This window comes from Blastomonas sp. CCH1-A6 (genome assembly GCF_001556365.1).
Classification (GTDB): Bacteria; Pseudomonadota; Alphaproteobacteria; order Sphingomonadales; family Sphingomonadaceae; genus Blastomonas; species Blastomonas ursincola.
The window spans coordinates 1-23,787 of sequence record NZ_LSIS01000028.1; the positions used below are offsets into that span (position 1 = coordinate 1).

18 protein-coding genes are annotated in these 23,787 nt (G+C 67.4%); 12 read left to right on the forward strand and 6 right to left on the reverse strand.

Annotation, left to right across the window (positions count from 1 at the left end; translation table 11 throughout):
- Positions 1 to 156 precede the first annotated feature (156 nt).
- Together AX735_RS01490 and AX735_RS01495 are read left to right on the forward strand one after the other, a co-directional pair.
- Complete coding sequence (locus AX735_RS01490) at positions 157 to 960, forward strand: MerR family transcriptional regulator (protein ID WP_066274514.1); 804 nt, start codon at positions 157 to 159, stop codon at positions 958 to 960.
- Positions 961 to 973: 13 nt separating this feature from the next.
- Positions 974 to 1,333, forward strand: coding sequence for a DMT family transporter (locus AX735_RS01495; RefSeq protein WP_066274516.1), 360 nt, complete (start codon positions 974 to 976; stop codon positions 1,331 to 1,333).
- On the opposite strand, the gene AX735_RS01500 is transcribed toward AX735_RS01495, so the two are convergent.
- The 6 genes from AX735_RS01500 to pheS are packed head-to-tail and all read right to left on the reverse strand — an operon-like array spanning position 1,330 to position 8,553.
- Positions 1,330 to 2,133, reverse strand: a complete 804-nt coding sequence (locus tag AX735_RS01500; RefSeq protein ID WP_023839072.1) for a 3'(2'),5'-bisphosphate nucleotidase CysQ — start codon at positions 2,131 to 2,133, stop codon at positions 1,330 to 1,332. The two genes, AX735_RS01495 and AX735_RS01500, sit on opposite strands and share 4 nt — an antisense overlap.
- Positions 2,134 to 2,174: 41 nt before the next feature.
- Positions 2,175 to 3,740, reverse strand: a complete 1,566-nt coding sequence (locus AX735_RS01505; protein WP_066274519.1) for a peptide chain release factor 3 — start codon at positions 3,738 to 3,740, stop codon at positions 2,175 to 2,177.
- A 32-nt stretch (positions 3,741 to 3,772) separates the two neighbouring features.
- Positions 3,773 to 4,156, reverse strand: coding sequence for a hypothetical protein (locus AX735_RS24800; RefSeq protein ID WP_137776005.1), 384 nt, complete (start codon positions 4,154 to 4,156; stop codon positions 3,773 to 3,775).
- Positions 4,153 to 5,043: an aldose 1-epimerase family protein gene (locus AX735_RS01510; RefSeq protein ID WP_066274521.1), complete on the reverse strand. Its 891-nt coding sequence runs from the start codon at positions 5,041 to 5,043 to the stop codon at positions 4,153 to 4,155. Before AX735_RS01510 ends, AX735_RS24800 begins: the two co-directional genes overlap by 4 nt.
- A complete protein-coding gene (pheT, locus tag AX735_RS01515; protein ID WP_066274524.1) occupies positions 5,036 to 7,465 on the reverse strand; it encodes a phenylalanine--tRNA ligase subunit beta in 2,430 nt (809 codons plus the stop codon). Before pheT ends, AX735_RS01510 begins: the two co-directional genes overlap by 8 nt.
- Positions 7,462 to 8,553, reverse strand: a complete 1,092-nt coding sequence (pheS, locus tag AX735_RS01520) for a phenylalanine--tRNA ligase subunit alpha (protein ID WP_066274560.1) — start codon at positions 8,551 to 8,553, stop codon at positions 7,462 to 7,464. The genes pheT and pheS overlap by 4 nt, the downstream gene beginning before the upstream one ends.
- A gap of 166 nt (positions 8,554 to 8,719) precedes the next feature.
- Here pheS and AX735_RS01525 point away from each other — a divergent pair, with 166 nt between their 5' ends.
- From AX735_RS01525 to AX735_RS01570, 10 genes are all read left to right on the forward strand, one after another.
- Positions 8,720 to 9,100, forward strand: a complete 381-nt coding sequence (locus tag AX735_RS01525; RefSeq protein WP_066274525.1) for a hypothetical protein — start codon at positions 8,720 to 8,722, stop codon at positions 9,098 to 9,100.
- Positions 9,101 to 9,116: 16 nt separating this feature from the next.
- Positions 9,117 to 10,055 carry a sterol desaturase family protein gene (locus AX735_RS01530; RefSeq protein WP_066274565.1) on the forward strand — a complete coding sequence of 313 codons (939 nt, stop codon included), beginning with the start codon at positions 9,117 to 9,119 and terminating at the stop codon, positions 10,053 to 10,055.
- Positions 10,056 to 10,110: 55 nt separating this feature from the next.
- Positions 10,111 to 10,536, forward strand: coding sequence for a GNAT family N-acetyltransferase (locus tag AX735_RS01535; RefSeq protein WP_171007829.1), 426 nt, complete (start codon positions 10,111 to 10,113; stop codon positions 10,534 to 10,536).
- 30 nt (positions 10,537 to 10,566) lie between these two features.
- On the forward strand, positions 10,567 to 12,189 hold the full coding sequence (locus AX735_RS01540) for a GMC family oxidoreductase (protein WP_066274568.1): 1,623 nt from the start codon (positions 10,567 to 10,569) through the stop codon (positions 12,187 to 12,189).
- 142 nt (positions 12,190 to 12,331) lie between these two features.
- On the forward strand, positions 12,332 to 14,917 hold the full coding sequence (gene mutS, locus AX735_RS01545; protein WP_171007830.1) for a DNA mismatch repair protein MutS: 2,586 nt from the start codon (positions 12,332 to 12,334) through the stop codon (positions 14,915 to 14,917).
- 59 nt (positions 14,918 to 14,976) lie between these two features.
- Complete coding sequence (locus AX735_RS01550) at positions 14,977 to 17,277, forward strand: CHAT domain-containing protein (RefSeq protein ID WP_066274539.1); 2,301 nt, start codon at positions 14,977 to 14,979, stop codon at positions 17,275 to 17,277.
- Positions 17,274 to 20,021 (forward strand): two-partner secretion domain-containing protein, encoded by a 2,748-nt coding sequence (locus tag AX735_RS01555; protein WP_066274542.1) that lies wholly within the window; start codon positions 17,274 to 17,276, stop codon positions 20,019 to 20,021. Before AX735_RS01550 ends, AX735_RS01555 begins: the two co-directional genes overlap by 4 nt.
- Positions 20,022 to 20,026: 5 nt before the next feature.
- Positions 20,027 to 21,751, forward strand: a complete 1,725-nt coding sequence (locus AX735_RS01560; RefSeq protein WP_231749981.1) for a ShlB/FhaC/HecB family hemolysin secretion/activation protein — start codon at positions 20,027 to 20,029, stop codon at positions 21,749 to 21,751.
- 48 nt (positions 21,752 to 21,799) lie between these two features.
- Positions 21,800 to 22,816 (forward strand): threonine aldolase family protein, encoded by a 1,017-nt coding sequence (locus tag AX735_RS01565; protein WP_066274546.1) that lies wholly within the window; start codon positions 21,800 to 21,802, stop codon positions 22,814 to 22,816.
- Positions 22,817 to 22,866: 50 nt separating this feature from the next.
- Positions 22,867 to 23,775, forward strand: a complete 909-nt coding sequence (locus AX735_RS01570; RefSeq protein ID WP_231749980.1) for an EamA family transporter — start codon at positions 22,867 to 22,869, stop codon at positions 23,773 to 23,775.
- The last annotated feature ends 12 nt before the right edge of the window (positions 23,776 to 23,787 follow it).

Sequence of the window (23,787 nt, forward strand, 5' to 3'; positions counted from 1 at the left end):
CCATGCAGCCCGGTGACCACACCCCAAATTACACCTCATTGACGGACGTGACCCGATAATGCCAGCGCTCTCCCCTCCCACTCACGGCAGCGGCCTTATGCTGCCTCCCGAAATTCCGCTTGAAGCTGACCTTACGTCAAGTGGCATAAGCCGCTTATGGCTGATTCGCTCGACATTGCCGCCGTTACCCGGCTCACCGGTCTTACCGCCCGCGCGCTGCGCTTCTATGAGGCGCGGGGGCTGGTCGAGCCGTTGCGTACCGCCTCGGGGCGGCGGCGTTATGATGCGGCGGCGCTCGAGCGGCTGAACCTCATCCTCTCGCTCAAGAAGGCGGGGCTGACGCTCGCGCAGATCCAGCGGCTGACCGCGCACCGGCGGATCGATCTTCACGGTCTCATCACCGCGCAGCTCGACCATCTGGAGGCCCAAGCGCGCCGCATATCCGAGGCGCAGGCGCTGCTCATTTCCGTCAAGTCACGCATCGATCGCGGCGAGCCCATCGATGCCGAGACCTTCTGCTCGCTGATCCGCACCGAACAACAGGACAGTACGAGCATGTCACAGGACCAATGGAAGGCGGTGACCGACCGCTATTTTACCCCGGAAGAGCGGGCCGAGTGGGGCGAGAAGATGGGCGCGCTGGGCGAGGATTTCGATCAGGACGCTTATGCCGCGCAATGGAAGGCGCTGGGCGATGAGATCAAGGCGGCCATGCCCATGGATCCGGCGGGAGAGGCGGCAGCAGCGTTCGTCCAGCGCTGGTTCGCGCTGCTCAAGCCATTCACCGATGTCGCCACGCCCGCCATGTGGACCGGCACGATGAAGATGTACGACGACATGGCCAACTGGCCGGTCCAGGCCGATCCCGGCTTCGATGCCGAGGTCTGGGCGTTCATCAAGCAGGCGACAGCGGCGCGGATGCTGGCCGGGGACGCGATCGCCCTGCCCATGGCGGAATGAGGAGGAGCGGATAATGAATGCATGGGTGCTGCTGGCGCTGGCCATACTCTGCGAGATTGCAGGCACCAGCCTGCTCAAGGCCTCGCAGGGCTTTGCCAAGCCGCTGTTCGGCATGGCCTCGATGAGCTGTTATGGCCTGTGCTTCTGGCTGCTCGCCTTTGCCTTCACCCGTATTCCGATGGGCATCGCCTATGCGATCTGGTCGGGCGTCGGCGTGGTGGCAGTGGCGGTGATCGGCTGGCTGGTGTTCCGCCAGTCGATCAGCCTCACCCAGGCTGGGTTCATCGTGCTAACGCTGATCGGGACGACGGGCCTGTATCTCACCACGCCCTATGCCGAGGCGGAGAAACAGCAGGGATCGGCAGAGGGCTAGCCTCCGCCCGCCGACAATCGCACCGCGCGTTCACGCAACCGCTCGACAGCGGCGGCGTGAATGCCCGGTGCGCAGCACAGCACCCCGAACGCATTGGCGCGCGGCTTGTTGAAGCGCAGTTCGCCGCCCAGTGCATCGGTGACCCGCGCGCCCGCCTCTTCGGCAATGATCGCCGCGGCACCGATATCCCATTCATAGCCCCAGCGCAGCGTCGCGAGCAGGTCGGCGCGGTCGTCGGCGACCATCGCCATGCGCAGCGCGATGCTGTTCGGCTTTTCCACCACCGTCAGGTCGATATCCGCCTTGGGCAGGCTGTCGGTCGGCACGCGCGATCCGGGAAAATCGGTGCGGCGGCTCGCCTTCAACCTCTTGCCGTTGAGGAACGCGCCGCGTCCGCGTGCGCCGATCCAGTATTCGTTACGCGCCGGGGCGGCCAGCACGCCCATCACGACATGCCCATCCTCGACCAAGGCGACCGAGATCGCCCAGCCGGTGCGCCCACGCACGAAATCGCGGGTGCCATCGATCGGATCGACCAGCCAGATGCGCCCGCAATCGAGCCGGGCGGTGTCGTCCGCCGTCTCTTCGGACAGCCAGCCCGCATCCGGGACCAGCGCGCCCAGCCGCTCGCGCAGGAAGTTGTCGACGGCCAGATCGGTCTCGCTCACCGGCTCGCCGGGCACCTTGTCCCAGACCTGCAGGTCGCCGCCCGCGCGCGCGAATGCGGCCATGGCGATGGTGCTCGCCTCTTCGACGATATGCTTGATCGTGTCGGGAGAAACCTTGGTGCGCGACGCCATGGACCTGCCTTAGCGCGGGTCATGGCGGTTGCAACACCCGTTTAGCGCTCGCGCGTCGCGCTGAAGGTCAGCTCGGGGTTCTTTTCCTGCTGATAGCCGACATCCCAGGCGGAGCGCGCCATGAACACCGGGTTGCCGTCGCGGTCCTTGGCCATGTTGTTCATCGAGATGCGCTTGAATGCTTCCAGCGCCTCGGCCGGGCCGTTCAGCCAGCGCGCGGTATCGAACGGCGCCATTTCGAGCACCGCCTCGACCTTGTACTCGGCCTCGAGCCGGCTGATCAGCACCTCGAGCTGCAGCTGGCCGACCACGCCGACGATCCACTGGCTGCCGATCTCGGGATAGAAGACCTGGATCACGCCCTCTTCGGACAGATCGTCGAGCGCCTTGCGCAGCTGCTTGGTTTTGGTCGGGTCCTTCAATTGGACGCGGCGCAGGATTTCCGGCGCGAAATTGGGCAGGCCCGTGAAGCGCACGTCGTTCTTCTCGGACAATGTATCGCCGACGCGCAGCGTGCCGTGATTGGGAATGCCGATAATGTCGCCGGGCAGCGCCTCGTCGGCGAGCTCGCGGTCCTGCGCGAAGAACAGGATCGGCGAGTGCACCGCGATCGGCTTGCCATGGCCCGAGGGCACCAGCTTCATGCCGCGCCTGAACGTGCCCGAGACCAGCCGCATGAACGCGATGCGGTCGCGGTGCTGCGGGTCCATGTTTGCCTGCACCTTGAAGATGAACCCGGTCACGTCCTTGCGCGTGGGGTCGACCGATTCGGGCTCGGCCGGCTGGCTGCGCGGCGGCGGGGCGTGCGTCGCGATAGCGTCGATCAGCTCCTCGATGCCGAAGCGCTTGAGCGCCGAGCCGAAATAGACCGGGGTGAGGTCGCCATGGCGATAGGCTTCGAGGTCGAAGCTGGCATAGCCGCCCTGGGCGAGCTCAGCTTCCTCGGTCAGCCGTTCGAGCGCCTGCGCGGAAAGCTTGTCGGCCAGCGCCGGATCATCGAGACCGGAAAGCTGCGTGACCGATCCGTCGTATTCGCGCGACGGGCCTTCGGGCTGCATCAGCTGGTTTCGGGCGAAATCGTACACGCCCTCGAACTGGCCGCCCATGCCGACCGGCCAGCTCATCGGGCAGACATCCAGTGCCAGCGCATCGGCGACCTCGTCGAGCAGCTCGAACGGGTCGCGGCCCTCACGATCGACCTTGTTGACGAAGGTGATGATCGGAACCGAGCGCAACCGGCAGACCTCGAACAGCTTGCGCGTCTGCGGCTCGATGCCCTTGGCGGCATCGATCACCATGATCGCGGAATCGACCGCGGTCAGCGTGCGATAGGTGTCTTCGGAGAAATCCTCGTGCCCCGGCGTGTCGAGCAGGTTAAAGGTGATGCCCTGCCGCTCGAAGGTCATCACCGAGGAGGTGACCGAGATGCCGCGCTGCTGCTCGATCTTCATCCAGTCCGACCGCGCACGCCGCGCCGCCCCGCGCGCCTTGACCTCACCCGCCAGATGGATCGCGCCGCCGGTAAGCAGCAGCTTTTCGGTGAGCGTGGTCTTGCCCGCGTCAGGGTGCGAGATGATGGCGAAGGTGCGGCGGTTGAGAGCGGTCATTCTTGGGCCCCTAACGCCGACAGAATGATCTGTCACCCACCAGCAGCGCATTCGCGGATCGCGTTGCGCTCCTGCTTACGCAGCTTTCGTCCCTTGGGCGTGGCAATCTCCAGAAGTCGGGAAGAACCACGATCAATGATGTCGATCCTTACACCCCTTGCTTCATTCCAGCGCCGGACATGCCGAGCATTATTATCGACCATCGAAAACCGACGATCAGTCAGCGGAAAACGCTGAGAAATGCATTCGGCCAATTCGTGGCTTTGCAGACTGGACTGAACATAGAGAACTGGTTGTGCTTGGGAAATCTGCTTCACTTTGCCCTCACGCCCTGCCCATGAGAGAAAGCCTATCAATCCAAAAATGAGCAGTGCCCAGCAAATCATTGCCCATCGCGGTGGCAGCGACGCCTTCATAACGATACCGGTTGTTCCAGCGTCACATCTATCCGCAAACGCTGCTGCGCGTCCGGAGCCAGCGTCATCACGCCGGGCTTGTCGGCAAAATCGCCGGTAAAGCCCAGCGGGTCGGCGATCCCGGCCCAGGGCTCGATGCACAGGAAGCGTGCGCCGGGCTTCTGCCAGATGCCGAGCATCGGCGTGTCGGGAAAATCGATGCGCAGCCGCGGCTGGCCGGGCACGCCATAGGTCAGCGAGCGGCTGGCAAGCTGGTCCCAGATCAGCGCATCGGCCTCGAAATCGGCATGAGCGGGCGCGTAAACCTTGCCCTTGACCGGGCTGGGCTGCGGATCGGGGGCGACGAGGCCGGTCGCAGGACCAAGCCGCCGGATCGGGCCGGGCTCATCGCGGTCGAACACGATCCGGTGATCCTCCGCCGCCCCGCCAAAGGGAAGCGGCCAGGCGAACGCCGGGTGATAGCCGAAGCTGAACGGCATCGGGGTGTCGCCGCGATTGCTGACCGTCGCGGTCATGGCGAGCGTGGTTCCGGTCAGCGCGAAGGCCATATCGAGCCGGAAGTCGAACGGATATTGCGCGCGGCTGGCTCCGTTCGCTTCGAGCCGAAACAGCGCGCTAGCGTCGTCCGCATCGACCAGAGCGAATTCCGAGCGCCGGGCAAAGCCGTGTCGCGCCATGGCGAAACGGCGCTCGCCCAGACGATACTGGTCATCCGCCAGCGCGCCGACGATCGGGAAGAGCAGAGGCGCATGGCCCGACCAGAAGGCCGGGTCGGCATCGGTCATCAGCTCGCGGCCTTCTGCGTCCCTGAGCGACCACAGCTCCGCCCCCAGCGGGTGGATGCTGGCGGTCAGCGCGTCGGAGCGCAGCGTGACCAGGTCAGCCACGCAGCTCCGCCCCGAGCTTGGCCGCCGACTTGACCACCGCATCGGTGATGGCCTTGAGCTCATCGTCGCCGAAGCTCTTGTCCACCGGCTGCAGCGTCACCTCGATCGCGAGCGAGAGCTTGCCCTCGGGCACGCCCTGGCCTGCAAAGCTGTCGAACACGCGCGCGTCGGTGATGTGCTTCTTGTCCGCGCCCTTCACCGCGCGCACGAGATCACCCGCCGCCAGCTTGGCATCTACAAGGAAGGCGAAATCGCGCGTCACCGCCTGCAGCGCAGGCGGCGCATAGGCCTCGCGCATCGCCGAGCCGCGGGCTTTCAGCGGGATCGTGTCGAGGAACAGCTCGGCCACCATCACCGGCCCGTGCACCGGCTTGAAGCCGAACGCGCGCGCGGTTGAGGGGTGCAGCGTGCCGTACGCGGCGAGCACGTTCTTCGGCCCCAGCCGCAGCGTCGCCGCTTGCCCCGGGTGATAGTGATCGCCTGGGCCTGCGGAATCGGGGGCGAAGTCCATCAGCTTGGCCGCCGGGGCTCCTGCGGCATCGAGCAATGCCAGCACCTCGGCCTTCACGTCATGCGCAGTGAAGGCCTGCGCCTTGCCGCTGCGCCAGTCGCGCGGGGTCTTGTCGCCCGCCAACACGATGCCGAGCGTGGTGCGTTCGAGGCTGGTGCCGTCCTCGGCCTTGAAATAGCGACGGCCGAGTTCGAACAGCCGCACCGAGCCCGCGCCACGATCGAGATTGCGCTTGGCAGCCGAGAGCAGACCGGGCAGCAGCGAAGGCCGCATGACCTTCAGGTCCTCGCTGATCGGGTTGGCCAGCACCCAGTCGCCACCGCCGAAGGGGGCTGCTTCCTTGTCCGAGATGAACGACCAGTTGACCGCCTCGTTGAGGCCGCGCGCGGCGGCGAGACGGCGCACGCGCCGCTCCTGAAGCTGCGCGGGGCTGGCGGTCGGCTTGGCCACGCCGGGCAGGCGCGGCAGCGGGGTCGACGGGATCGCGTCGATGCCGGTAATGCGCACCACTTCCTCGACAATGTCGGCCTTGCCCGCGACATCGCGCCGCCAGCTCGGGACGGTGATCGTCCAGGGCGTAGCGCTGCTGTCGATACCGAAGCCCAGCCGCTCCAGTATGGCGCGCTGCTCGTCGGCGGGCACTTCGATTCCGCCCAGCGCCGCGCAATAGGCGGGGTCGTAGGCGACCGTGCGCGGTTTGACCGGCGCGCTGCCCGATCGGGTCACCGGGCTCGCCGTCCCGCCGCAATGCTCGAGCACCAGCCGCGTCGCGATGGCCAGGCCCTGTTCGAGAAACGCCGGATCGACCCCGCGTTCGAACCGCTGGCGCGCGTCGCTGGTCAGCATCAGCTTCTGACCGGTCCGCGCGATATGCTCGGGGTCGAAATAGGCACATTCGATCAGCACGTCGGTGGTGTCGTCGGACACGCCCGAATCCTCGCCGCCCATGATGCCGCCGATATCGTGCACCTGGGCACTATCGGCGATCACGGTCATGCTGGTGTCGAGCGCGTAAGTCTTGCCGTTGAGCGCGAGCACCTCCTCGCCGTCCTTCGCCTTGCGCGCGACCAGCCCGCCCGAAAGCTTCGCCCGGTCATAGACGTGCAGCGGGCGGCCGAGGTCGATCGAGACGAAATTGGTGATATCGACCAGCACCGAGATCGGCTTCTGCCCGATCGCCTTCAGCCGGTCCGCCATCCATTTGGGCGCTGCACCGTTCTTCAGGCCCGAGACGTTCTGCGCATAGAAGGCCGGGCAACCGGCGCTATCGTCGGTGCGCACATCGGGCGCTTCGCCGCTGCCCTTGACCGGATCGACACCGCTGCGATAAACCTCGGACAGCGGCTTCAGCGTACCGATGCCCGATGCGGCGAGATCGCGCGCGATGCCGCGCACGCCCATGCAGTCCTGCTTGTTGGGCGTGACCGAGACCTCGATCACCGGATCGTCGAGCCCGGCATAATCGGCAAAGCTGGTGCCTACCGGCGCGTCCTCGGGCAGCTCGATGATGCCGTCATGGTCCTCGCCGAGCTCGAGCTCGCGATACGAGCACATCATGCCGAAGCTCTCGACATCGCGGATCTTCGCGGGCTTCAGCGTGAAGGCGGGGCCGGGGACATAGGTTCCCGGCGGGCCGAACACGCCGACCAGGCCTTGCCTTGCATTGGGCGCGCCGCACACGACCTGCCAGGGTTCGCCCGAACCGTCATCGACCTTGAGCAGCCGCAGCTTGTCCGCATTGGGATGGGGGCCGGCCTCGAGCACTTTCGCCACGCGGAACGGGCGCAGCGCATCGGCGGGGTTTTCCACGCCTTCGAGCTCGAGCCCGATCGCGGTCAGCCGGTCGGTGATTTCATTGAGGCTCGCATCGGTGTCGAGATGCTCTTTCAGCCAGGAGAGGGTGAACTTCATGCGCCGACTCCTCCGCTCAGCGTGGGGACATCGAGCGACGAGAAGCCGTAATGCTTCAGCCACCTGAGATCGCCATCGAAGAACGCGCGCAGGTCGTCCATGCCGTATTTCAGCATCGCCAGGCGGTCGATGCCGCAGCCGAAGGCAAAGCCCTGCCACTCATCGGGATCGAGCCCGCAATGCTCGATCACCTTCGGGTTGACCATGCCGCTGCCCAGGATCTCCATCCAGCCGCCATTGAGGCCGGTGGGATCGCCACCGATCACGCGCTTGCCCTTTTCGACGGTGAAGCCGACATCGACCTCGGCCGAGGGCTCGGTGAACGGGAAATAGCTCGGGCGCAGGCGCAGCACGATATCATCGCGCTCGAAGAACGCGCGGACGAAGGTCTCCAGCGTCCATTTGAGATGCGCCATGGTAATGCCCTTGTCGATGACCAGGCCTTCGACCTGGTGGAACATCGGCGTGTGCGTCGCGTCCGAATCGCTGCGATAGGTGCGGCCCGGCGCGATGATGCGGATCGGCGGCTTCTGCGCCATCATCGTGCGGATCTGCACCGGAGAGGTATGCGTGCGCAGCAGCATCGGCTCGCCATCGGGGCCGGTATCGGGGAAATAGAAGGTGTCGTGCATCGCGCGCGCCGGATGCGTCTCGGGCATGTTGAGCGCCGTGAAATTGTACCAGCCCGATTCGATCTCGGGGCCGGTCGCCACGGCAAAGCCCAGATCCGCGAAAATCTCGGCCAGCTCGTCCATCACCTGCGCGACCGGGTGCACCGAGCCCTGGGGCGAGGGCGCGACCGGCAGCGTAAGGTCGATGGCTTCGGCGGCGAGCCGTTCGTTGAGCGCCGCGCTTTCCAGCGCGTCCTTGCGCGCGGCGATCGCGGCAGTGACCGCCTCGCGCGCGCCGTTGATGCGCGGGCCCTGTTCCTGGCGCTCTTCGGGGCTCATGCCGCCCAGGGTCTTGAGCAGCCCGGTGATCGCGCCCTGCTTGCCCAAAGCTGCGATGCGGATGTCTTCCAGCGCGGCAAGATCGGCAGTGGCGATGCGCGCCAGATAATCCTGCTGCAATTGTTCAATATCGGCCACGGCCCGGTCTTCCACATATGCGAGAAAAATGTCCGCGAGCCGCTGTCATGCCCCGCTGCACAAATCAAGCCCTGCCGCGCTTTGCCGGCCTTTTCATGCGTGCGCCTGCGGTGCTATCCTGCACCCCGACCGGACACAGAACCGGCGCCATAGGGGACGATGGCCGATGAACCTGATGCTGCTTTTCGCTTCGCTCGCCGCGATCCTGGCGGTCGCGGGCCTGGTCTGGCTGCTCCAGCTGGGCGAGAACCGGATCGGCGATGCCGCGGACGCCGCACGCATCGCCGAGGAGCAGATCGCGGGCTTCGAATCGGGGCCGGTGCTGATGTCGAACGATGGCGAGGCGGCGCTCGTCGAAGGCACCGATGGCCGCGTCGTCATCCTCAAGCGCCATGGCGCGCATTGCGCCGGACGCGTGCTGCCCAAGCCGCTGCGCGCGCACCGTTGCAGCGAGGGCTGGAAAGTCGAAACCGGCGATCCGCGCTTCGGACATGTTTCACTCGCTCTGTCAAAACAGGATGCTGACAGGCTGCTGACAATGATGTAAGCAAGCTTTTGCAATGATTCCAGACCTGCCCAATCCGACCGAGCTTGCCATCCCGGCCTTCGTGCTGCTGATGCTGGTCGAGATCTGGTGGGTGCGCCGCCGCGACCGCAGGGCCTATGAACCGCGCGACACGCTGACCTCGCTCGCCTTGGGGCTGGGCAGCACCGTGGCGGGTGCGCTGACCGGGGGCCTTGCCCTCGCGATCGCTTTCTGGGTGTACCAGTATCGCCTGTTCGACATCGGTTTCGTCTGGTGGGCCTGGCCGATCGCGTTCGTGTTCGACGATTTCGCCTATTACTGGGTGCACCGGCTCGGCCACCGCGTCCGCTGGATGTGGGCGGCGCATGTCATCCATCATTCCAGCCAACATTATAACCTGTCGACCGCGCTCCGGCAGACCTGGACCGGGTTCTTCACGCCGGGGCTGCTGGTCAGCCTGCCGCTGTTCTGGCTGGGGTTCCACCCGCTGATGATCGCCTTTTGCGGCGGCATCAATCTCATCTACCAGTTCTGGATCCATACCGAGGCGGTGAAGCGGATGCCGCGCTGGTTCGAGGCGGTGATGAACACGCCGTCGCACCACCGCGTGCATCACGCGATCAACCCGCGCTATCTCGATTCGAACTATGCCGGGGTGTTCATCGTCTGGGACAAGATGTTCGGCACCTTCGTGCCCGAGCGCGACGACGAGCCAATCCGCTATGGCATCGTCAAGCAGCTGGGCAGCTTCAACCTGCTCTGGGCGGCGTTTCACGAATGGGTGGGCATCGCGCGCGACATGTGGTCGGCGCCGGGGCTCAGCAACAAGCTTGCCTATCTGCTCCGTCCGCCTGGCTGGAGCCATGACAACAGCCGCGAGACCAGCGACAGCATCAAGGCCGCCTGGGCCGCGCGGCAGGGACGGCAGTTGCCATCGCGCGTAACCGGCGATGTCACTCTAGAGCCGGCGGAATAGGCGCATGGCGCGCGGGGGCGACGAGCCGGCTATCACCCTTTTCGAAGGGGCGAGCGTGAGAGGCCAGCAAGCCATGCTCGCCGACTTGTGCGCCCGGATATTCGACAGCTTCGATCCCGATTATCTCGCGCGCCGTCTGCCGCTGCTGGCCGATCCGGTGCTGCACGTCGCGCACGGTGATGATGGCGCGGTCCTGGGCTTCAAGATCGGCTATCGGCGCGGGCCCAGCCTGCTCTATTCCTGGCTCGGCGGCATCGTTCCCGAAGCGCGCGGCCGGGGCATCGCCGCGCGGCTGATGCAGGTCCAGCATGAATGGGCGGCGGCGCAAGGCTACGACTTCGTTGAAACGCGCACCCGCGCCAGCAACAATCGCATGATCATCGTCAATCTGACGGCTGGGTTTCACATTGCCGGGGTCGAGAGCGACGAGGCCGGTCATCTGGTGGTCATCCAGCGGAGGCGATTGAATACCCTGCCGTGATCGGCACCAAGAACGAAAATGGGAGAGAGCATGAGCGAATATGACATCATCGTGATCGGTGGCGGGTCCGCAGGCTGTGCGGTCGCCGGGCGGCTCACGGAAGACCCCTCGCTGTCGGTCTGTCTGATCGAGGCGGGCGGGCGCAACAAGGGCGTGCGGGTAAAGACCCCCGGCTTCATGCCTTTCCTGCCGAAGAACACCAATTGGCAGTTCGAGACTGTGCCGCAGCCGGGGCTCAATGGCCGCACCGGCTATCAGCCGCGCGGCAAGGGGCTGGGCGGCTCCTCGGCGATCAACGCGATGGTCTATATTCGCGGCAACCACTGGGATTACGACAACTGGGAAGCGCTTGGAGCGACCGGGTGGAGCCACAAGGACGTGCTGCCCTGGTTCCGCAAATCGGAAGGCAATGCGCGCTATGGCTCGTCGCACGAATTCGATGCGCATCATGGCGGCGATGGCCCGCTCTCGGTGGTCGACCAGAAATGGGCGAACCCGGGAAGCCACGCCTTTGTCGAGGCGGCACGGCGGCTGCAGCTGCCGCTGAACGACGATTTCAACGGCGCGAAGCAGGAAGGCTTCGGCATCTACCAGACCACGCAGAAGAACGGCGAACGCTGGAGCGCGGCGCGCGCCTATGTCGAGCCGGCGGCGGACCGCGCGAATCTCGACGTGCGCACGCATGCGCTGGTGCGGCGGATCATCGTCGAGAACGGCCGAGCCAAGGGCGTCGAGTTCGAACGCGCTGGAAAAGTGGTGCAGGTGTTCGCGCGCGCCGCTGTGGTGCTCTCTGCCGGCGCGTTCGGATCGCCGCAGATCCTGCAGCTCTCCGGCATCGGCCCGGGCGGCATGCTGAAAGAGCACGGCATCCCGGTGCTGGTCGATCGCGGCGAGGTCGGCGCGAACCTGCAGGATCATATCGATTATGTCTCGGGATTCGCGACCAAATCGACCGACAGTTTCGGCAGCTCGCTCACCGGGGTCACCCGCATGGCGCGCGCGGTGCTGGAGCATCGCCGCAAGCGCACTGGCATCCTCACCACCTGCTGGGCGGAAGCGGGCGGCTTCTGGAAGATGATGCCCGATGCGCCCGCGCCCGATGTGCAGTTCCATTTCGTCCCCGCCGTGCTCGAGGATCATGGTCGCGAGAATGTGAAGGGCCATGGCTTCTCCTGTCATGCCTGCGTGCTGCGCCCCGAAAGCAAGGGCACGGTGACGCTGAACAGCGCCGATCCCGCCGCACCGCCGCGCATCGACCCCAACTTCCTGGCGGACGAACGTGACATGGCAGTGCTGCGCGCAGGGGTGCGCTTCATGCACCGCATCTTTGAGACGCAGCCGATGTCGGATTACGATCCGGTCGATCGTCACCCGGTCGATCTCTACAACGACGCCGCGCTCGACGAGCTGATCCGCAACCGCGCGGACACCGTCTATCACCCGGTCGGTACCTGCCGCATGGGATCGGACGAGGCCAGCGTGGTCGATCCGCGCCTGCGGCTGCGCGGGGTGGACGGGCTCTATGTCGCCGATGCCAGCATCATGCCCAAGATCGTCAGCGGCAACACCAACGCGCCCAGCATCATGATCGGCGAACGCTGCGCGGCGTTCGTCGCCGAGGATGTGAAGGCGAAGCTGCTGGTCGCGGCGTAAGCAACCTTAAAATCCTTCCCCAGCTTGCTGGGGGAGGATTTGGGTTTTGATCCGTTCTGGGGAAAACTCGCGCTTCCGTGGCGCTTCCGGCTCGGGTAACGGAAAGCCGATGAGCGCCTCTTCCGATCCCGCTGCAACGCCGATGATGGCGCAATATCATGCGCTCAAGGCCGAGGCGCCCGATTGCCTGCTGTTCTACAGGATGGGCGATTTCTTCGAGCTTTTCTTCGATGATGCCAAGGCCGCGGCTGCGGTGCTCGATATCGCGCTGACCTCGCGCGGCGCGCATGGCGGCGATCCGGTGCCGATGTGCGGCGTGCCGGTGCACAGCGCGGAGGGCTATCTCGCGCGGCTGATTAAGGCGGGCCACCGCGTCGCCATCGCCGAGCAGACCGAAACGCCCGCCGAGGCCAAGGCGCGCGCCGGATCGAAAGCGCTGGTGCAGCGCGCGATCGTGCGCTTCGTCACCGCCGGCACACTGACCGAAGAGGCGCTGCTCGATTCGCGCAGCGAGAACCGGCTGGTCGCGCTCGCCAGTGCCGAGGGCGGCTATGGCCTGGCGATGTGCGATATCTCGACTGGGCGGTTCGAGCTGATGCAGGCGAGCGCTGCCGATCTTTCCGCCGAGATCGCGCGATTGGCCCCGAGCGAACTCGTCCAATCGGACCGCGCCGACCCGTTCGCCGAGACCGCGATCCTGCGCCCCGGCCATGATTTCTCCAGCCTGGAAGGCGAGCGCCGACTGAAGGCGCATTTCGGCGTCGCGACGCTCGACGGCTTCGGCAGCTTCAGCCGCGCCGAGCTGGCGGCGGCAGGCGGCCTGCTCGCCTATCTCGAGCATGTCTCGCGCGGGCAAATGCCGTTCCTCGCGCCGCCGCGCCGGCACGAGGTCGCGCAGCATATGGCGGTCGATGCCGCCACGCGCGACAGTCTCGAGATCCTGAGTTCGCAGCAGGGCGGGCGGGTCGGTTCGCTGGTCCATGCGATCGACCGCACGGTGACCGGCGCGGGCGCGCGGCTGCTGGCGAGCGATCTCGGCGCGCCGCTGACCGATATTGCTGCGATCCGGGACCGGCTGGCGCTGGTGCAATGGTTCCATGCCGATCCGCTGCTGCGCGAGAGCGTGCGCGAGGCGCTGAAGGCGATCCCCGATCTGGCCCGCGCCCTGGGCCGCGTCGTCGCCGGGCGCGGTTCCCCGCGCGATCTTGGTCAGTTGCGCGATGGCCTGAGTGCGGCGCGGACGTTGCGCGAACGGCTCGGCAAGGCTGCCGACCTGCCCGATCTGCTGAAGCGCCTGCTGCCCGACATGCAGGGCCATGGCGCGCTGGTCGAGCATCTGACGCGCGCCTTGGTCGAGAGCCCACCGACCGAGCGTCAACAGGGCGGCTATATCGCGCGCGGCTATGATGCCGCGCTCGATGCGCTGCGCGATACCTCCGGCAATGCCCGCCGCGCGATCGCCGCGCTTGAAGCCGACTACAAGGCGCAGACCGGGGTGCAGGCGCTCAAGATCCGGCACAATGCGGTGCTCGGCTATTTCATCGAGGTGCCCGCCGCGCGCGCCGATGCGCTGATGAAGGCGGATAGCGGCTTTGCCCATCGCCAGACCATGGCGGGCGCAGTGCGCTTCAATTCGCCCGCGCTTCACGAAGAGGCGATGCGCATCGCGCAGGCGGGAACGCACGCCCAGGCGGCGGAGGAAGCGCATTTCGAAGGTTTGTGCGAGGAAGTCATCGCCGCGCGTGACGGCATCGCGCGCACCGCCGCCGCGATCGCACGCATCGATGTCGCCTGCGGTCATGCGCAGATGGCGGCGGAGGGCGATTATTGCTGCCCGGAACTCACCGAGGCGCCCGAGATCGCGATCGAGGGCGGGCGGCACCCGGTGGTCGAGGCAGCTTTGCGAAAATCCGGCCAAGCGTTCGTCGCCAACGACGCGAACCTGTCCGAACGCGACCGGCTGTGGCTCGTCTCCGGCCCCAACATGGGCGGCAAGTCGACCTTCCTGCGCCAGACCGCGCTCATCGTGCTGCTCGCCCAGGCAGGCGCTTTCGTGCCCGCCCGATCGGCGCGGATCGGCATTGTCGACCGGCTGTTCAGCCGCGTCGGCGCATCGGACAATCTGGCGCGCGGCCGCTCCACCTTCATGGTCGAGATGGTCGAGACCGCCGCGATCCTATCCCAGGCGACCGACCGCTCGTTCGTCATCCTCGACGAGGTCGGGCGCGGCACCTCGACCTATGACGGGCTCGCGCTGGCCTGGGCGATTGCCGAGGCGGTGCATGACAGCAACCGCTGCCGCTGCCTGTTCGCGACGCACTATCACGAGCTGACCCGGCTCGCCGGGCGGCTCGACGCGCTGTCGCTGCACCATGTCCGCGCGCGCGAGTGGAAGGGCGATCTGGTGCTGCTGCACGAGGTCGCCGATGGCCCGGCGGATCGCAGCTATGGCCTCGCCGTCGCCAAGCTGGCGGGCGTTCCGCCGGTGGTGGTCGCGCGCGCGAAATCGGTGCTGGCGAAGCTCGAGGCCGGGCGAGAGGCGACCGGGGGGCTGGCGGCGGGGCTCGACGATCTGCCGCTGTTCGCCGCCGCTGTCGCAAGGGAGCCCGAGGCCAAGGACGAACTGCGCGAGGCGCTCCAGGCGCTCGATGTCGACAATCTGAGCCCGCGCGACGCGCTCGATGCGCTCTATCGGCTTAAGGGTCTGCTCGGCGAAGGTTCGCATTAGGCGTTCATTCGGAGCGAAAATCCGGTTATCCTGCAAGCCGTTACCAGGCAGGGGCGATCATGGCGGGCATCGGGATATTGGCAGTTGCATATGCCCTGGCCGCGCCAGGAACAGCCGAGGCGCGCCTGCCCGATGCGATCACCCTGTGCGATCGGCCGGTGCTCGATCTTCCCGCTGCTGCACTGCCGCTGGCGAGCGAGCGTGCCAGCCGGGCGCGCAGCCTGTTGCGCGGTGGTGATGACGGCGCAGACGCGGCGCTCGAATTGCTGCTCGCCCCTGGCGATCACCCTCCCTCCACTCTCTCGGCGCAGAACGGGGGCAGCAGCGCTGCGCAACTGGCCGAATATTGCCTGGTCGCAGGCGAGGCGATGCGGCGCGCGCGATCGGGCAGCCAGGCGCGCGCACAGGATTTTCTGCGCACCGCCCAGGCGCTGGCCGAGCAGGCGGGCGACCGAGTGCTCGCCGCGCGCGCTGCGTGGGAGGCGGCGCTGGCGCTGGCGGGCGGCGCGCCACCGGCCGCACCGGGCACGCGGCGGCGCTCGGCCGCGTCGGCACCACTGGCGCCTGCACCGCAGGGCTGCGCGCCTGCCGATATCGAGGGACAGAGGCGCAGGCTGGAAGCCGCCTTTGCCTGCGCACTCGACCGCGCAGTGAAGGCCGATGATCCCGCGCTGATTGCTCTGTCGGCGCTGCGGCTGGCGCGGCTGGAAAAGGCGCGCAAGGCCGATATCGCGCCGCGCATCGCGCTGGGGCTGGCGGCGTCGGCGCGGGTCGACAGGCCCGCCGAACGCGCGGCGCTCCACCGCGCGCTCGTGATGCTGGCATGCGATGCGGGGCTGTGTACAACCGATATGGTTCGCGATTCGGTCGAACTCTATGCCGATCTGGCACGTCAGGGCGCGGGCGATGCGGCGACGCTCGCGGCGCTGCAGGGACGGATCGCATTGGCTGAGGGGAAGCGCCAGGCGGCGCATGCCGCGATCCGCCGCGCGATCTTCCTCGAGAGCCAGAAGGCTCTGCCGCAGAACCTGCCGCAATATGCGCTGCTGCTCGCCGATGCCGAGCCCGAGCCCGAGCGCGCGGGCGAGCATGTCATCGCCGCCTATCGCGCGCTGGAACGGGTGCGCCCGGTGCTGATGCCGGTCGATCCGCTGACCGAGGAGAGCCGGTTCGACCTGCTCGTCCGCCCGGTGTTCGAACGCGCGATCGGCACCACGCTCGCGGTGACGGGCAGCGATACCGGCACGCTCGACCAGGCGCAGCGCATCGCCGAGGCCTATCGCAGCGCCGAACTGCAGAACAGCCTGGGCGCGGAATGCGTGCCGCTGCGCAACCCGGTCACCCCTGCCGACCTCAAGCCGGGCGAGGTGCTGCTTTATCCGCTGCTGCTCGAGGACCGGATCGAGCTGCTTTATGCGACCGGCGACGACAGGTCGCGCGGCTATCGCCGGATGCCGCCCGATCGCAGCCGCAATCGCGCCAGCATTGGCGCGCTGGCGCAGCGCATGACCGCCTCGCTCAGCGGCGCGAGCAGCGACTGGGAGGCGGCCTCGCGCGAACTGCATGCCGCGCTGATCGGGCCGATGATGCCGCTGCTCGGGCCGGACGCGACGCTGATCGTCGTGCCCGATGGCCCCTTGCGCCAGATCAGCTTTGCCGCGCTGATGGATGCGCAAGGCACGTTCCTGATGGAGCGGGCGCGGCTCGCGGTCGTGCCTGCGCTCAGCTTTGCCGCGCCCGGCACGCGCGATACCGATCCCGAGATCATCGCCGCCTCGCTGGAAAAGGAACTCGACCTGCCGGTCGGCCGCTTCACCCGGCTGGAAGGCACCGCGTCCGAAGCAGCAATGGCGGCGGGGCGCGATGGCGTGCTGCTCGCCGATTTCGACCGTGCGGACCTCGCGGCGGCGCTCGCGAAGCGTCCGGCGAGCGTGCTGCATCTGGCCACACATGCCGCGTTCAACGGGCGCACCGAACGTTCGTTCGTCGTCGCCAATGGTGAGGCGATCAGCCTGCCCGAGCTGCGCGCGATGCTGAGCGCCAACAGCTTGCGCGGCCAGGGGCTGCAACTGCTGGTGCTGAGCGCCTGCGAGACCGCAGTGGGCGATGACGACCAGGCGATGGGGCTGGCGGGCGCGGCAGTCGAGGCGGGCGCGGCGAGCGCGCTCGCCTCGCTCTGGGAGGTCAGCGATGCGGGCACGGCGGCGCTGATGGAGGCGTTCTACCGGCATTATCGCGCAGGCGAGGGCCGGGCGCGTTCGCTGCAACTCGCGCAGATCGAGCTGGCGCGCGGCAGTGACGGGCAATGGACCGATCCCGGCATCTGGAGCGCGTTCACGTTGGTGGGGAGCTGGCGATGAGGGTCTGGCTTTCCGGATGCGCCGCGCTGGCCCTGGTCTGCATTCCGGCCTTTGCACAGGACGCAGGCGCGCCGCCGACCACGATTACCCCTGACACGCTGCCTCAACTGTCCACCGGCACCACTGCAACCACTGAAGGCGCGGTGACGACGATCGGCGGCGGCGTGCGCGCGGGCGACAATCTGTTCCACAGCTTCACCCGCTTCAACCTCGGCCCCGGCGATATCGCGCGCTGGACCGCCAGCGATGCGCTCACTATCCGCAACGTCATCAATCGGGTCACCGGCGGAGAAACCTCGTTCATTGCAGGCACGATCGACACCAGTGCCATGCCGGGCGCGGATTTCTTCTTCCTCAATCCTGCAGGCATCATGTTCGGGGATGGTGCTGCCATCGATGTCGGCGGCACAGCGCATTTCTCGACCGCGCAGCAACTGGGCTTTGCCGATGGCACGATGCTGGTCTCGGGCACCGCATCGGGCTCGAGCTTCAGCATGGCCGAACCTGCGCGCTTCGGCTTTCTGGGCGGCAATGCGCCAATAACCTTGCGAGCCAGCGCGGGCCCGGGCGATGCGGCGGCGCGCGGTGTCGGTGCCGGGCGCATCGCGCTGTCGGCGAGCGATATCGTCATGGAAAGCAGCAGCCTGTTTGCGGCGCAAGCGAGCCTGCGCGCCGTCGGCCAGAACAGGGGCGCGCTGGATATTGCCGCCGCACCCGACCAGGGCCTGCGCGGCGGGCGGATTTCGCTCAATGACAGCCGCATTCTGCTGCAGGACGATGGCCGCATCGACCTGGTGGCAGGCACGATCACGCTCGATACCTTTAGCGAGATTGGCGTGACCGCGAGCGCGGGCGCGCTGCCCGCCATCAACCTGCGCGCCGATCTTGTCGATCTTGTCAGCGGCGAATTGCGCGTCAGCGGCATCGAGGGCCTGGCCGAGCGCAGCGGCGATATCCGTATCCGGGCCGGGCAGATTGTCGTGCGGCAAGCGGGTGCCATCCGCACCGAAAGCCGGCTGGCGGGCGGCGGCGGCACGATCTTTCTGGAAGGCGACCGGATCGAGATCGACGAAGGCATCGTCACCGCGACCGGTCTGTCCGCGCCGGGGCGCTCGGTCGGCGACATCCAGGTGCGCGGCGGTCTGTTGCGGCTGACCAATACGGGGCTGCTTTCGACCACGCTGTTCCAGGCGCGCGGGGCGTTCATGCCGACCGGCACGACCGGCAACATCCTGATCGATGTCGATCGGCTCGAAATGGCAAGCCAGGGGCTAATCCTCGCCTCGAGCTCGTCGAGCACGGCATCAGGTCCGGGCAGCATCACCATCCGCGCGAACAGCATGGCGGTCGGCATCGGCCTCATCTCGACCAGTACCGACAGTGCGACCGCAGCGGGACCCATCGGCATCACGGTCACGGGCCTGCTGGAGCTGAGCGGGATCGGCGGCATCCAGTCGATCAGCCAGGGGCTGGGCGATGCGGGCGCGATCGCGATCCGGGCGGGCACGCTGCGATTGATCAACAACGGGTTCGGCGGACCCAGCATCTCGTCCGAAACCGAGCTGCCGCGCGCGCAGGAATTCACGCGGCTTGCCGATTATACCGGCAATGCCGGGCGGATACTGATCCAAACTGACAGTCTGGAGATGGACGGGATCACGTCGATCACCACCTCGAGCTCGAGCCTCGGCAATGCCGGGGATATCGTGATCTCGGCGGGGCGGATCGCGCTGTCGGGCGAGGCGGAAATCAGCTCTGCGGCGCGCAAGCTGCTGGTGCCGCCCAGCGCCGAGGATTTCGAGGCCAATCCCGATCTCATTCCCTCGTTGCGAGAACTGCCTGGCCCCGGACGCGCGGGCCGCGTGCTCATTGCAACCACTGGTACCCTGACCATGAACGGCGGGACGATCTCCACCGCGACCGAGGGCCTTGGTGCAGCCGGTGAGGTGACCGTGGTCGCCGACCGCATCATGATGGGCCGGGGTAGCCGCGTCAGCTCGGATGCTGGCGATCTCGCGCCGGGCCAGGCGGGCACGGTGGCGCTCATTGCCCGCCAGATCATGCTCAGCGACGGTGCGGAAGTGACCACCAGCTCGGCCAATGCCACCACGGCGGGCGGCATCGCACTTGCGGCGGAGGAGGAGCTGCTTGTCACCGGTCAGGGCAGTCGTATCGCCAGCACGAACACCGCCAGCAGCGGCGGAGCGGCGGGCAATATCAGCATCGGCGCACCGCGCATCACCTTGGGGCCGGGCGGCACGATCACCACCAGCGCGCTGACCGGCGCTGCCGGGCAGATCGATCTGCTTCTGCCCGAAACCGGGCTGCTCAGGCTAGCAGGCGGTGCGATGCCTGCTGCGATCGCCACCTCGTCGGGACCCGGCACCGGCGGGCGCATCAGCATCAGCCGTCCCTATGCCCTGATCGCCGATGGCGCGCGGATCGAGGCGCTGGGCCAGCAGCGCGGCGCGAACGTGCAGCTTGCAACCGATTTCTTCATCCGTTCGGCCGACAACAGCAACCTGCTGCTGGTCGATGGCGATCTGGTCGTCGACAGCCAGGTCGGCAATGTCAGCAGCGGCATCGACACGCCCGATATCAGCTTCGGCGATGCGGCAGGCGTGCTCGCGGGCCAGTGCCGCGCGGCGCGCAGCAGCGGGTCGGTGAGCCGCCTTGCCATCGATCAGGTCGGCCCGCTCGCGCTCGATGCGCTTGACGTGGCGCCTTCGGGAGCTTGCCGTTGAGCCTGATGCTCGCGCTGGTGCTGCAGGGCGCTGCACCCGCTTGCGCGCCCTCACCCGATGCGGCGGCGAGCGGCATCGTCACCTATTGCGCGGTCGAGGTGCAGGCCGAGCCCGACATCGCCGCGATCGCGACGGCGGACAGCACTGGCCTCGATTTCGGCGGCTTTGTCGTGCGGTACTCAAAGGGCGAGCGGCTCGACGGGGAGTGGGTGCGGCAACAGGCGAGAGCCAACGGACTGGTCGGCGCGCCGGTTCCGCTCGACCGGATCGCAGCGGCGGTGCAGCAGATCAGCCTGGCCTATGTCCGCAACGGCTATGTCAATTCGGGCGTGCTGATCGATCCGATGAGCGATCCGGCGGGCGCATCGCCGCTGGTGCTGCGGCTGGTGGCGGGCAGGTTGAGCGGCGGCGGCGCGACGGTCGAATGGCAGGACGGCAAGCAGCGCGGGCTCAGCGACGCCTATGTGCTGCGCCGCATGCCCTCGGCAGGCGCGATCCCGCTCAACGGCCTTGCGATCGAGCGCGATTTCCGGACCCTGGCGAGCGACAATGCGATCGCCACGGTCAAGGCCGATCTCCAGCCCGGCGCGCGCCCCGGCGAGGCGCGGCTCGCCTTGCTGATCGATCCCGCACCGCGCTTTGCGGTGTCCGCGAGCGTTGCCAACAGCAGGTCTCCGGCGGTCGGAGGCTGGCGCTTCGGCAGCGGTCTGGCCATGCGCAACGCGCTGTTCGCAGGCGACCGTATCGCGTTCGACGCCGGGCTCACGGCGGGTCGCCCCGATGCGCAGGTCGATTATGCCGCCCCGTTCCTCCACCCTGCGCTCCGGATCGAGGCGCGCGGCGGATACAACCGCGCGGCGGTGGTCGATGCGCCCTTGCGTAACCTTCTGATCCGCGCGCGCGACTGGTTCGTCGAAGGCGGCTTCGCGCTGACCGTGTGGCAGCGCCCGCTGAGCCCCGCCGCGCTCGACGGCACGCCCGAGATCAGCGCGCAGTCGGTGACGCTGAGCACCGGCGTGATCCATCGCGAGACGCGCACCTTCCTGCTGGGCGAGCCCTTTTCGTTCAGCCCCGGATCGGTGCGGGGGCTCGCCGAATATTCGGCGCTCCGGCTCGGCATGGAATGGACGCGGCGCAGCTCGGGCACGGTGTGGATCGCGCAGGCGCGCTTCACGCAAGGCATCGAGGGCAGCCGATCGGACATTGTCGGCATCGCCGCACCCTCGCCGCGCTTCCGCAGCTTTTCGGGGCAGATCAGCCATGCGCGGCGGTTGGGCGACAAGGGCTGGGAGCTGCGCGCGCGGCTCGCCGGGCAATATGGCACCGGCATACTCTATGCCGGCGAGCGTTTCGTCGCGGGCGGCAGTGCCACCGTGCGCGGCTATCGCGAGAGCCTGGTGCTCGCCGATCGCGGTGTGATCGGATCGGTCGAGCTGGCGCGGCCGGTGACGATCGGATCGGGTGCGCTTGGCGCCCTGGGGCTGCGCTGGGGCAGCTTCACCCCCTCGGTCTTCGTCGATGGCGCGGTGATGCGCAACGCGACGCGCGCCTTCCAGCCGCAGCCGGGCGAGATCGCGAGCATCGGCGCATCGCTTAGCTGGACGCCCTCGCCCTCGCTCTCGGCGCGGCTGACCTATGGCGCAGCACTGATCGATGCGCCGGTCACCGGCAGCCGCGACGTGCAGGATGACGGGCTGTCGTTCGCGCTGAGCTGGAACCACCGGTTCTGACATTTCAGCCGCTTGACCTTGGCCCGCGCGGCATTACCACACGCGGCCATGAAATTCTTCTCCGACAATGCCGCCGCGGTTCACCCGCGCGTGATGGACGCCATCGCCGCTGCCAACCGGCTCGATTCGCCTTATGACGGCGATGCGCTCAGCCAGGCGCTCGACGACCGGTTCAGCCAGCTGTTCGGCACCCGGGTCAAGGCTTTGTGGGTGGCGACCGGCACGGCGGCCAATGCGCTTGCGCTCTCCGCCCTGTGCCCGCCGCACAAGGGCGTGATCTGCCACCGCATGGCGCATATCGAGCAGGACGAATGTGGCGCGCCGGGCTTCTTCATGCACGGGGCCAAGCTGATCCTGGCCGATGGCGAGGGCGCGAAGCTGAGCGCGGACGAGGTGGCGCGCGTCGCGAGCCAGATCCGTGACGATGTCCACCAGGTTCAGCCTGCCGCCGTATCGATCACCAATGCCAGCGAATATGGCCTGACCTATTCGCCCCGGGAGGTCGCCGCGATCGGCGAGGTCTGCAAGGCGCGCGGGCTCAAGCTGCACATGGACGGCGCGCGCTTCGCCAATGCCATCGCCTCGACCGAGGTGGATCCGGCCGATATCACCTGGCGCGCAGGCGTCGACATGCTGAGCTTCGGCTGCGTCAAGAACGGCGGCATGAACGCCGAGGCGATCATCGTGTTCGACAATTGCCTCGCGCGCGAGCTGCCCTATTTGCGCAAGCGCGCCGGGCAGCTTCAATCCAAGGGGCGGTTCCTTGCTGCCCAGCTGCTGGCGATGCTCGAGGACGACCTGTGGCTCGCCAATGCGCGCGCCGCCAATGCGGGGGCGCAGGCGATTGCAGAGGCGGCGGGCGACCGGCTGCTCTACCCGGTTCAGGCCAACGAAGTGTTCGTGAAGCTGAGCGCGACCGAGGCGGCATCGCTGCGCGCGCAGGGCTTCGAATTCTATGATTGGGGCGAGATGACGGCAGAGGGCGGCGAGGCGCGCTTCGTCACCGCCTGGGATCAGGATGCCGAAACCGTCGCTCCGCTCGCCGCCGCCATCGCCGCGCTCTGATGGCAAGCAGCGCGCCCGCCTCTGCGTCAGACGCTCACGATGAACCGTCGATGCTCTCGGCGCGGGTGCTGGTGCCGTTCCTGCTCGTCTCGCTGATCTGGGGCTCGACCTGGCTGGTGATCAAGGACCAGATTTCCAGCGTTCCGCCGACATGGTCGGTCAGCTATCGCTTTGCGGTGGCGGCGATCGGCATGTTCGCGCTCGCCTGGTGGCGCAAGGCACCGCTGCGGCTCGACCGCCAGGGTCAGCTGATCGCGCTGGCGCTGGGGCTGTTCCAGTTCTCGGCCAATTTCAACTTCGTCTACCGCTCGGAAGCCTATATCACTTCGGGCCTGCTCGCGGTGCTGTTCGCGATGCTGATGGTGCCCAACGCGCTGCTCTCGCGCATCTTCCTCGGTGCGCGGATTGCGGGCGGGTTCATTATCGGCACGGCAGTGGCGCTGGCTGGGATCGCGCTGCTGTTCGTGCAGGAATATCGCGCGATGCCCGCCGATCTGTCGGACGTCATGAAGGGGCTGGGCCTCGCGCTGTGTGCGATCCTGTGCGCCTCGATCGCCAATGTCATGCAATCGGCCGAGCGGGTGAAGGCGATGCCGATCCTCAGCTTGCTCGCCTGGGCGATGCTGTGGGGCGCGCTGGGCAACGCGGTGCTCGGCTGGGCGCTCTATGGCGCGCCGGTGTTCGAAAGCCGCCCCGCCTATCTCGGCGGCATTGTATATCTCGGGCTGATGGGGTCGGTGGTCACCTTCCCGATGTATTTCGCGCTGATCCGCGATATCGGCGCGGCGCGCGCGGCCTATAGCAGCGTGCTGGTGCCGGTGGTGGCGATGGTGCTGTCCACCCTGTTCGAGGGCTATCGCTGGAGCCTGCTCGCCGCTGCCGGCGCTGCGCTCGGCATGATCGGACTGGTCATCGCGATGCGGGCGCGCACCCCGAGGACACCGCGCCTTTCGGGCTGATCGCTCCGGAGC

What these genes read in the sequence shown, in the direction of transcription:
- AX735_RS24800 (WP_137776005.1), bottom strand. Translation starts at nt 4,156, where the DNA reads ATGAAGGCGTCGCTGCCACCGCGATGGGCAATGATTTGCTGGGCACTG.
- AX735_RS01570 (WP_231749980.1), top strand. Translation starts at nt 22,867, where the DNA reads ATGCTCTCGGCGCGGGTGCTGGTGCCGTTCCTGCTCGTCTCGCTGATC.
- AX735_RS01560 (WP_231749981.1), top strand. Translation starts at nt 20,027, where the DNA reads ATGCTCGCGCTGGTGCTGCAGGGCGCTGCACCCGCTTGCGCGCCCTCA.
- AX735_RS01555 (WP_066274542.1), top strand. Translation starts at nt 17,274, where the DNA reads ATGAGGGTCTGGCTTTCCGGATGCGCCGCGCTGGCCCTGGTCTGCATT.
- AX735_RS01525 (WP_066274525.1), top strand. Translation starts at nt 8,720, where the DNA reads ATGAACCTGATGCTGCTTTTCGCTTCGCTCGCCGCGATCCTGGCGGTC.
- AX735_RS01540 (WP_066274568.1), top strand. Translation starts at nt 10,567, where the DNA reads ATGAGCGAATATGACATCATCGTGATCGGTGGCGGGTCCGCAGGCTGT.
- AX735_RS01550 (WP_066274539.1), top strand. Translation starts at nt 14,977, where the DNA reads ATGGCGGGCATCGGGATATTGGCAGTTGCATATGCCCTGGCCGCGCCA.
- AX735_RS01495 (WP_066274516.1), top strand. Translation starts at nt 974, where the DNA reads ATGAATGCATGGGTGCTGCTGGCGCTGGCCATACTCTGCGAGATTGCA.
- AX735_RS01505 (WP_066274519.1), bottom strand. Translation starts at nt 3,740, where the DNA reads ATGACCGCTCTCAACCGCCGCACCTTCGCCATCATCTCGCACCCTGAC.
- pheT (WP_066274524.1), bottom strand. Translation starts at nt 7,465, where the DNA reads ATGAAGTTCACCCTCTCCTGGCTGAAAGAGCATCTCGACACCGATGCG.
- AX735_RS01500 (WP_023839072.1), bottom strand. Translation starts at nt 2,133, where the DNA reads ATGGCGTCGCGCACCAAGGTTTCTCCCGACACGATCAAGCATATCGTC.
- mutS (WP_171007830.1), top strand. Translation starts at nt 12,332, where the DNA reads ATGATGGCGCAATATCATGCGCTCAAGGCCGAGGCGCCCGATTGCCTG.
- AX735_RS01490 (WP_066274514.1), top strand. Translation starts at nt 157, where the DNA reads ATGGCTGATTCGCTCGACATTGCCGCCGTTACCCGGCTCACCGGTCTT.
- AX735_RS01565 (WP_066274546.1), top strand. Translation starts at nt 21,800, where the DNA reads ATGAAATTCTTCTCCGACAATGCCGCCGCGGTTCACCCGCGCGTGATG.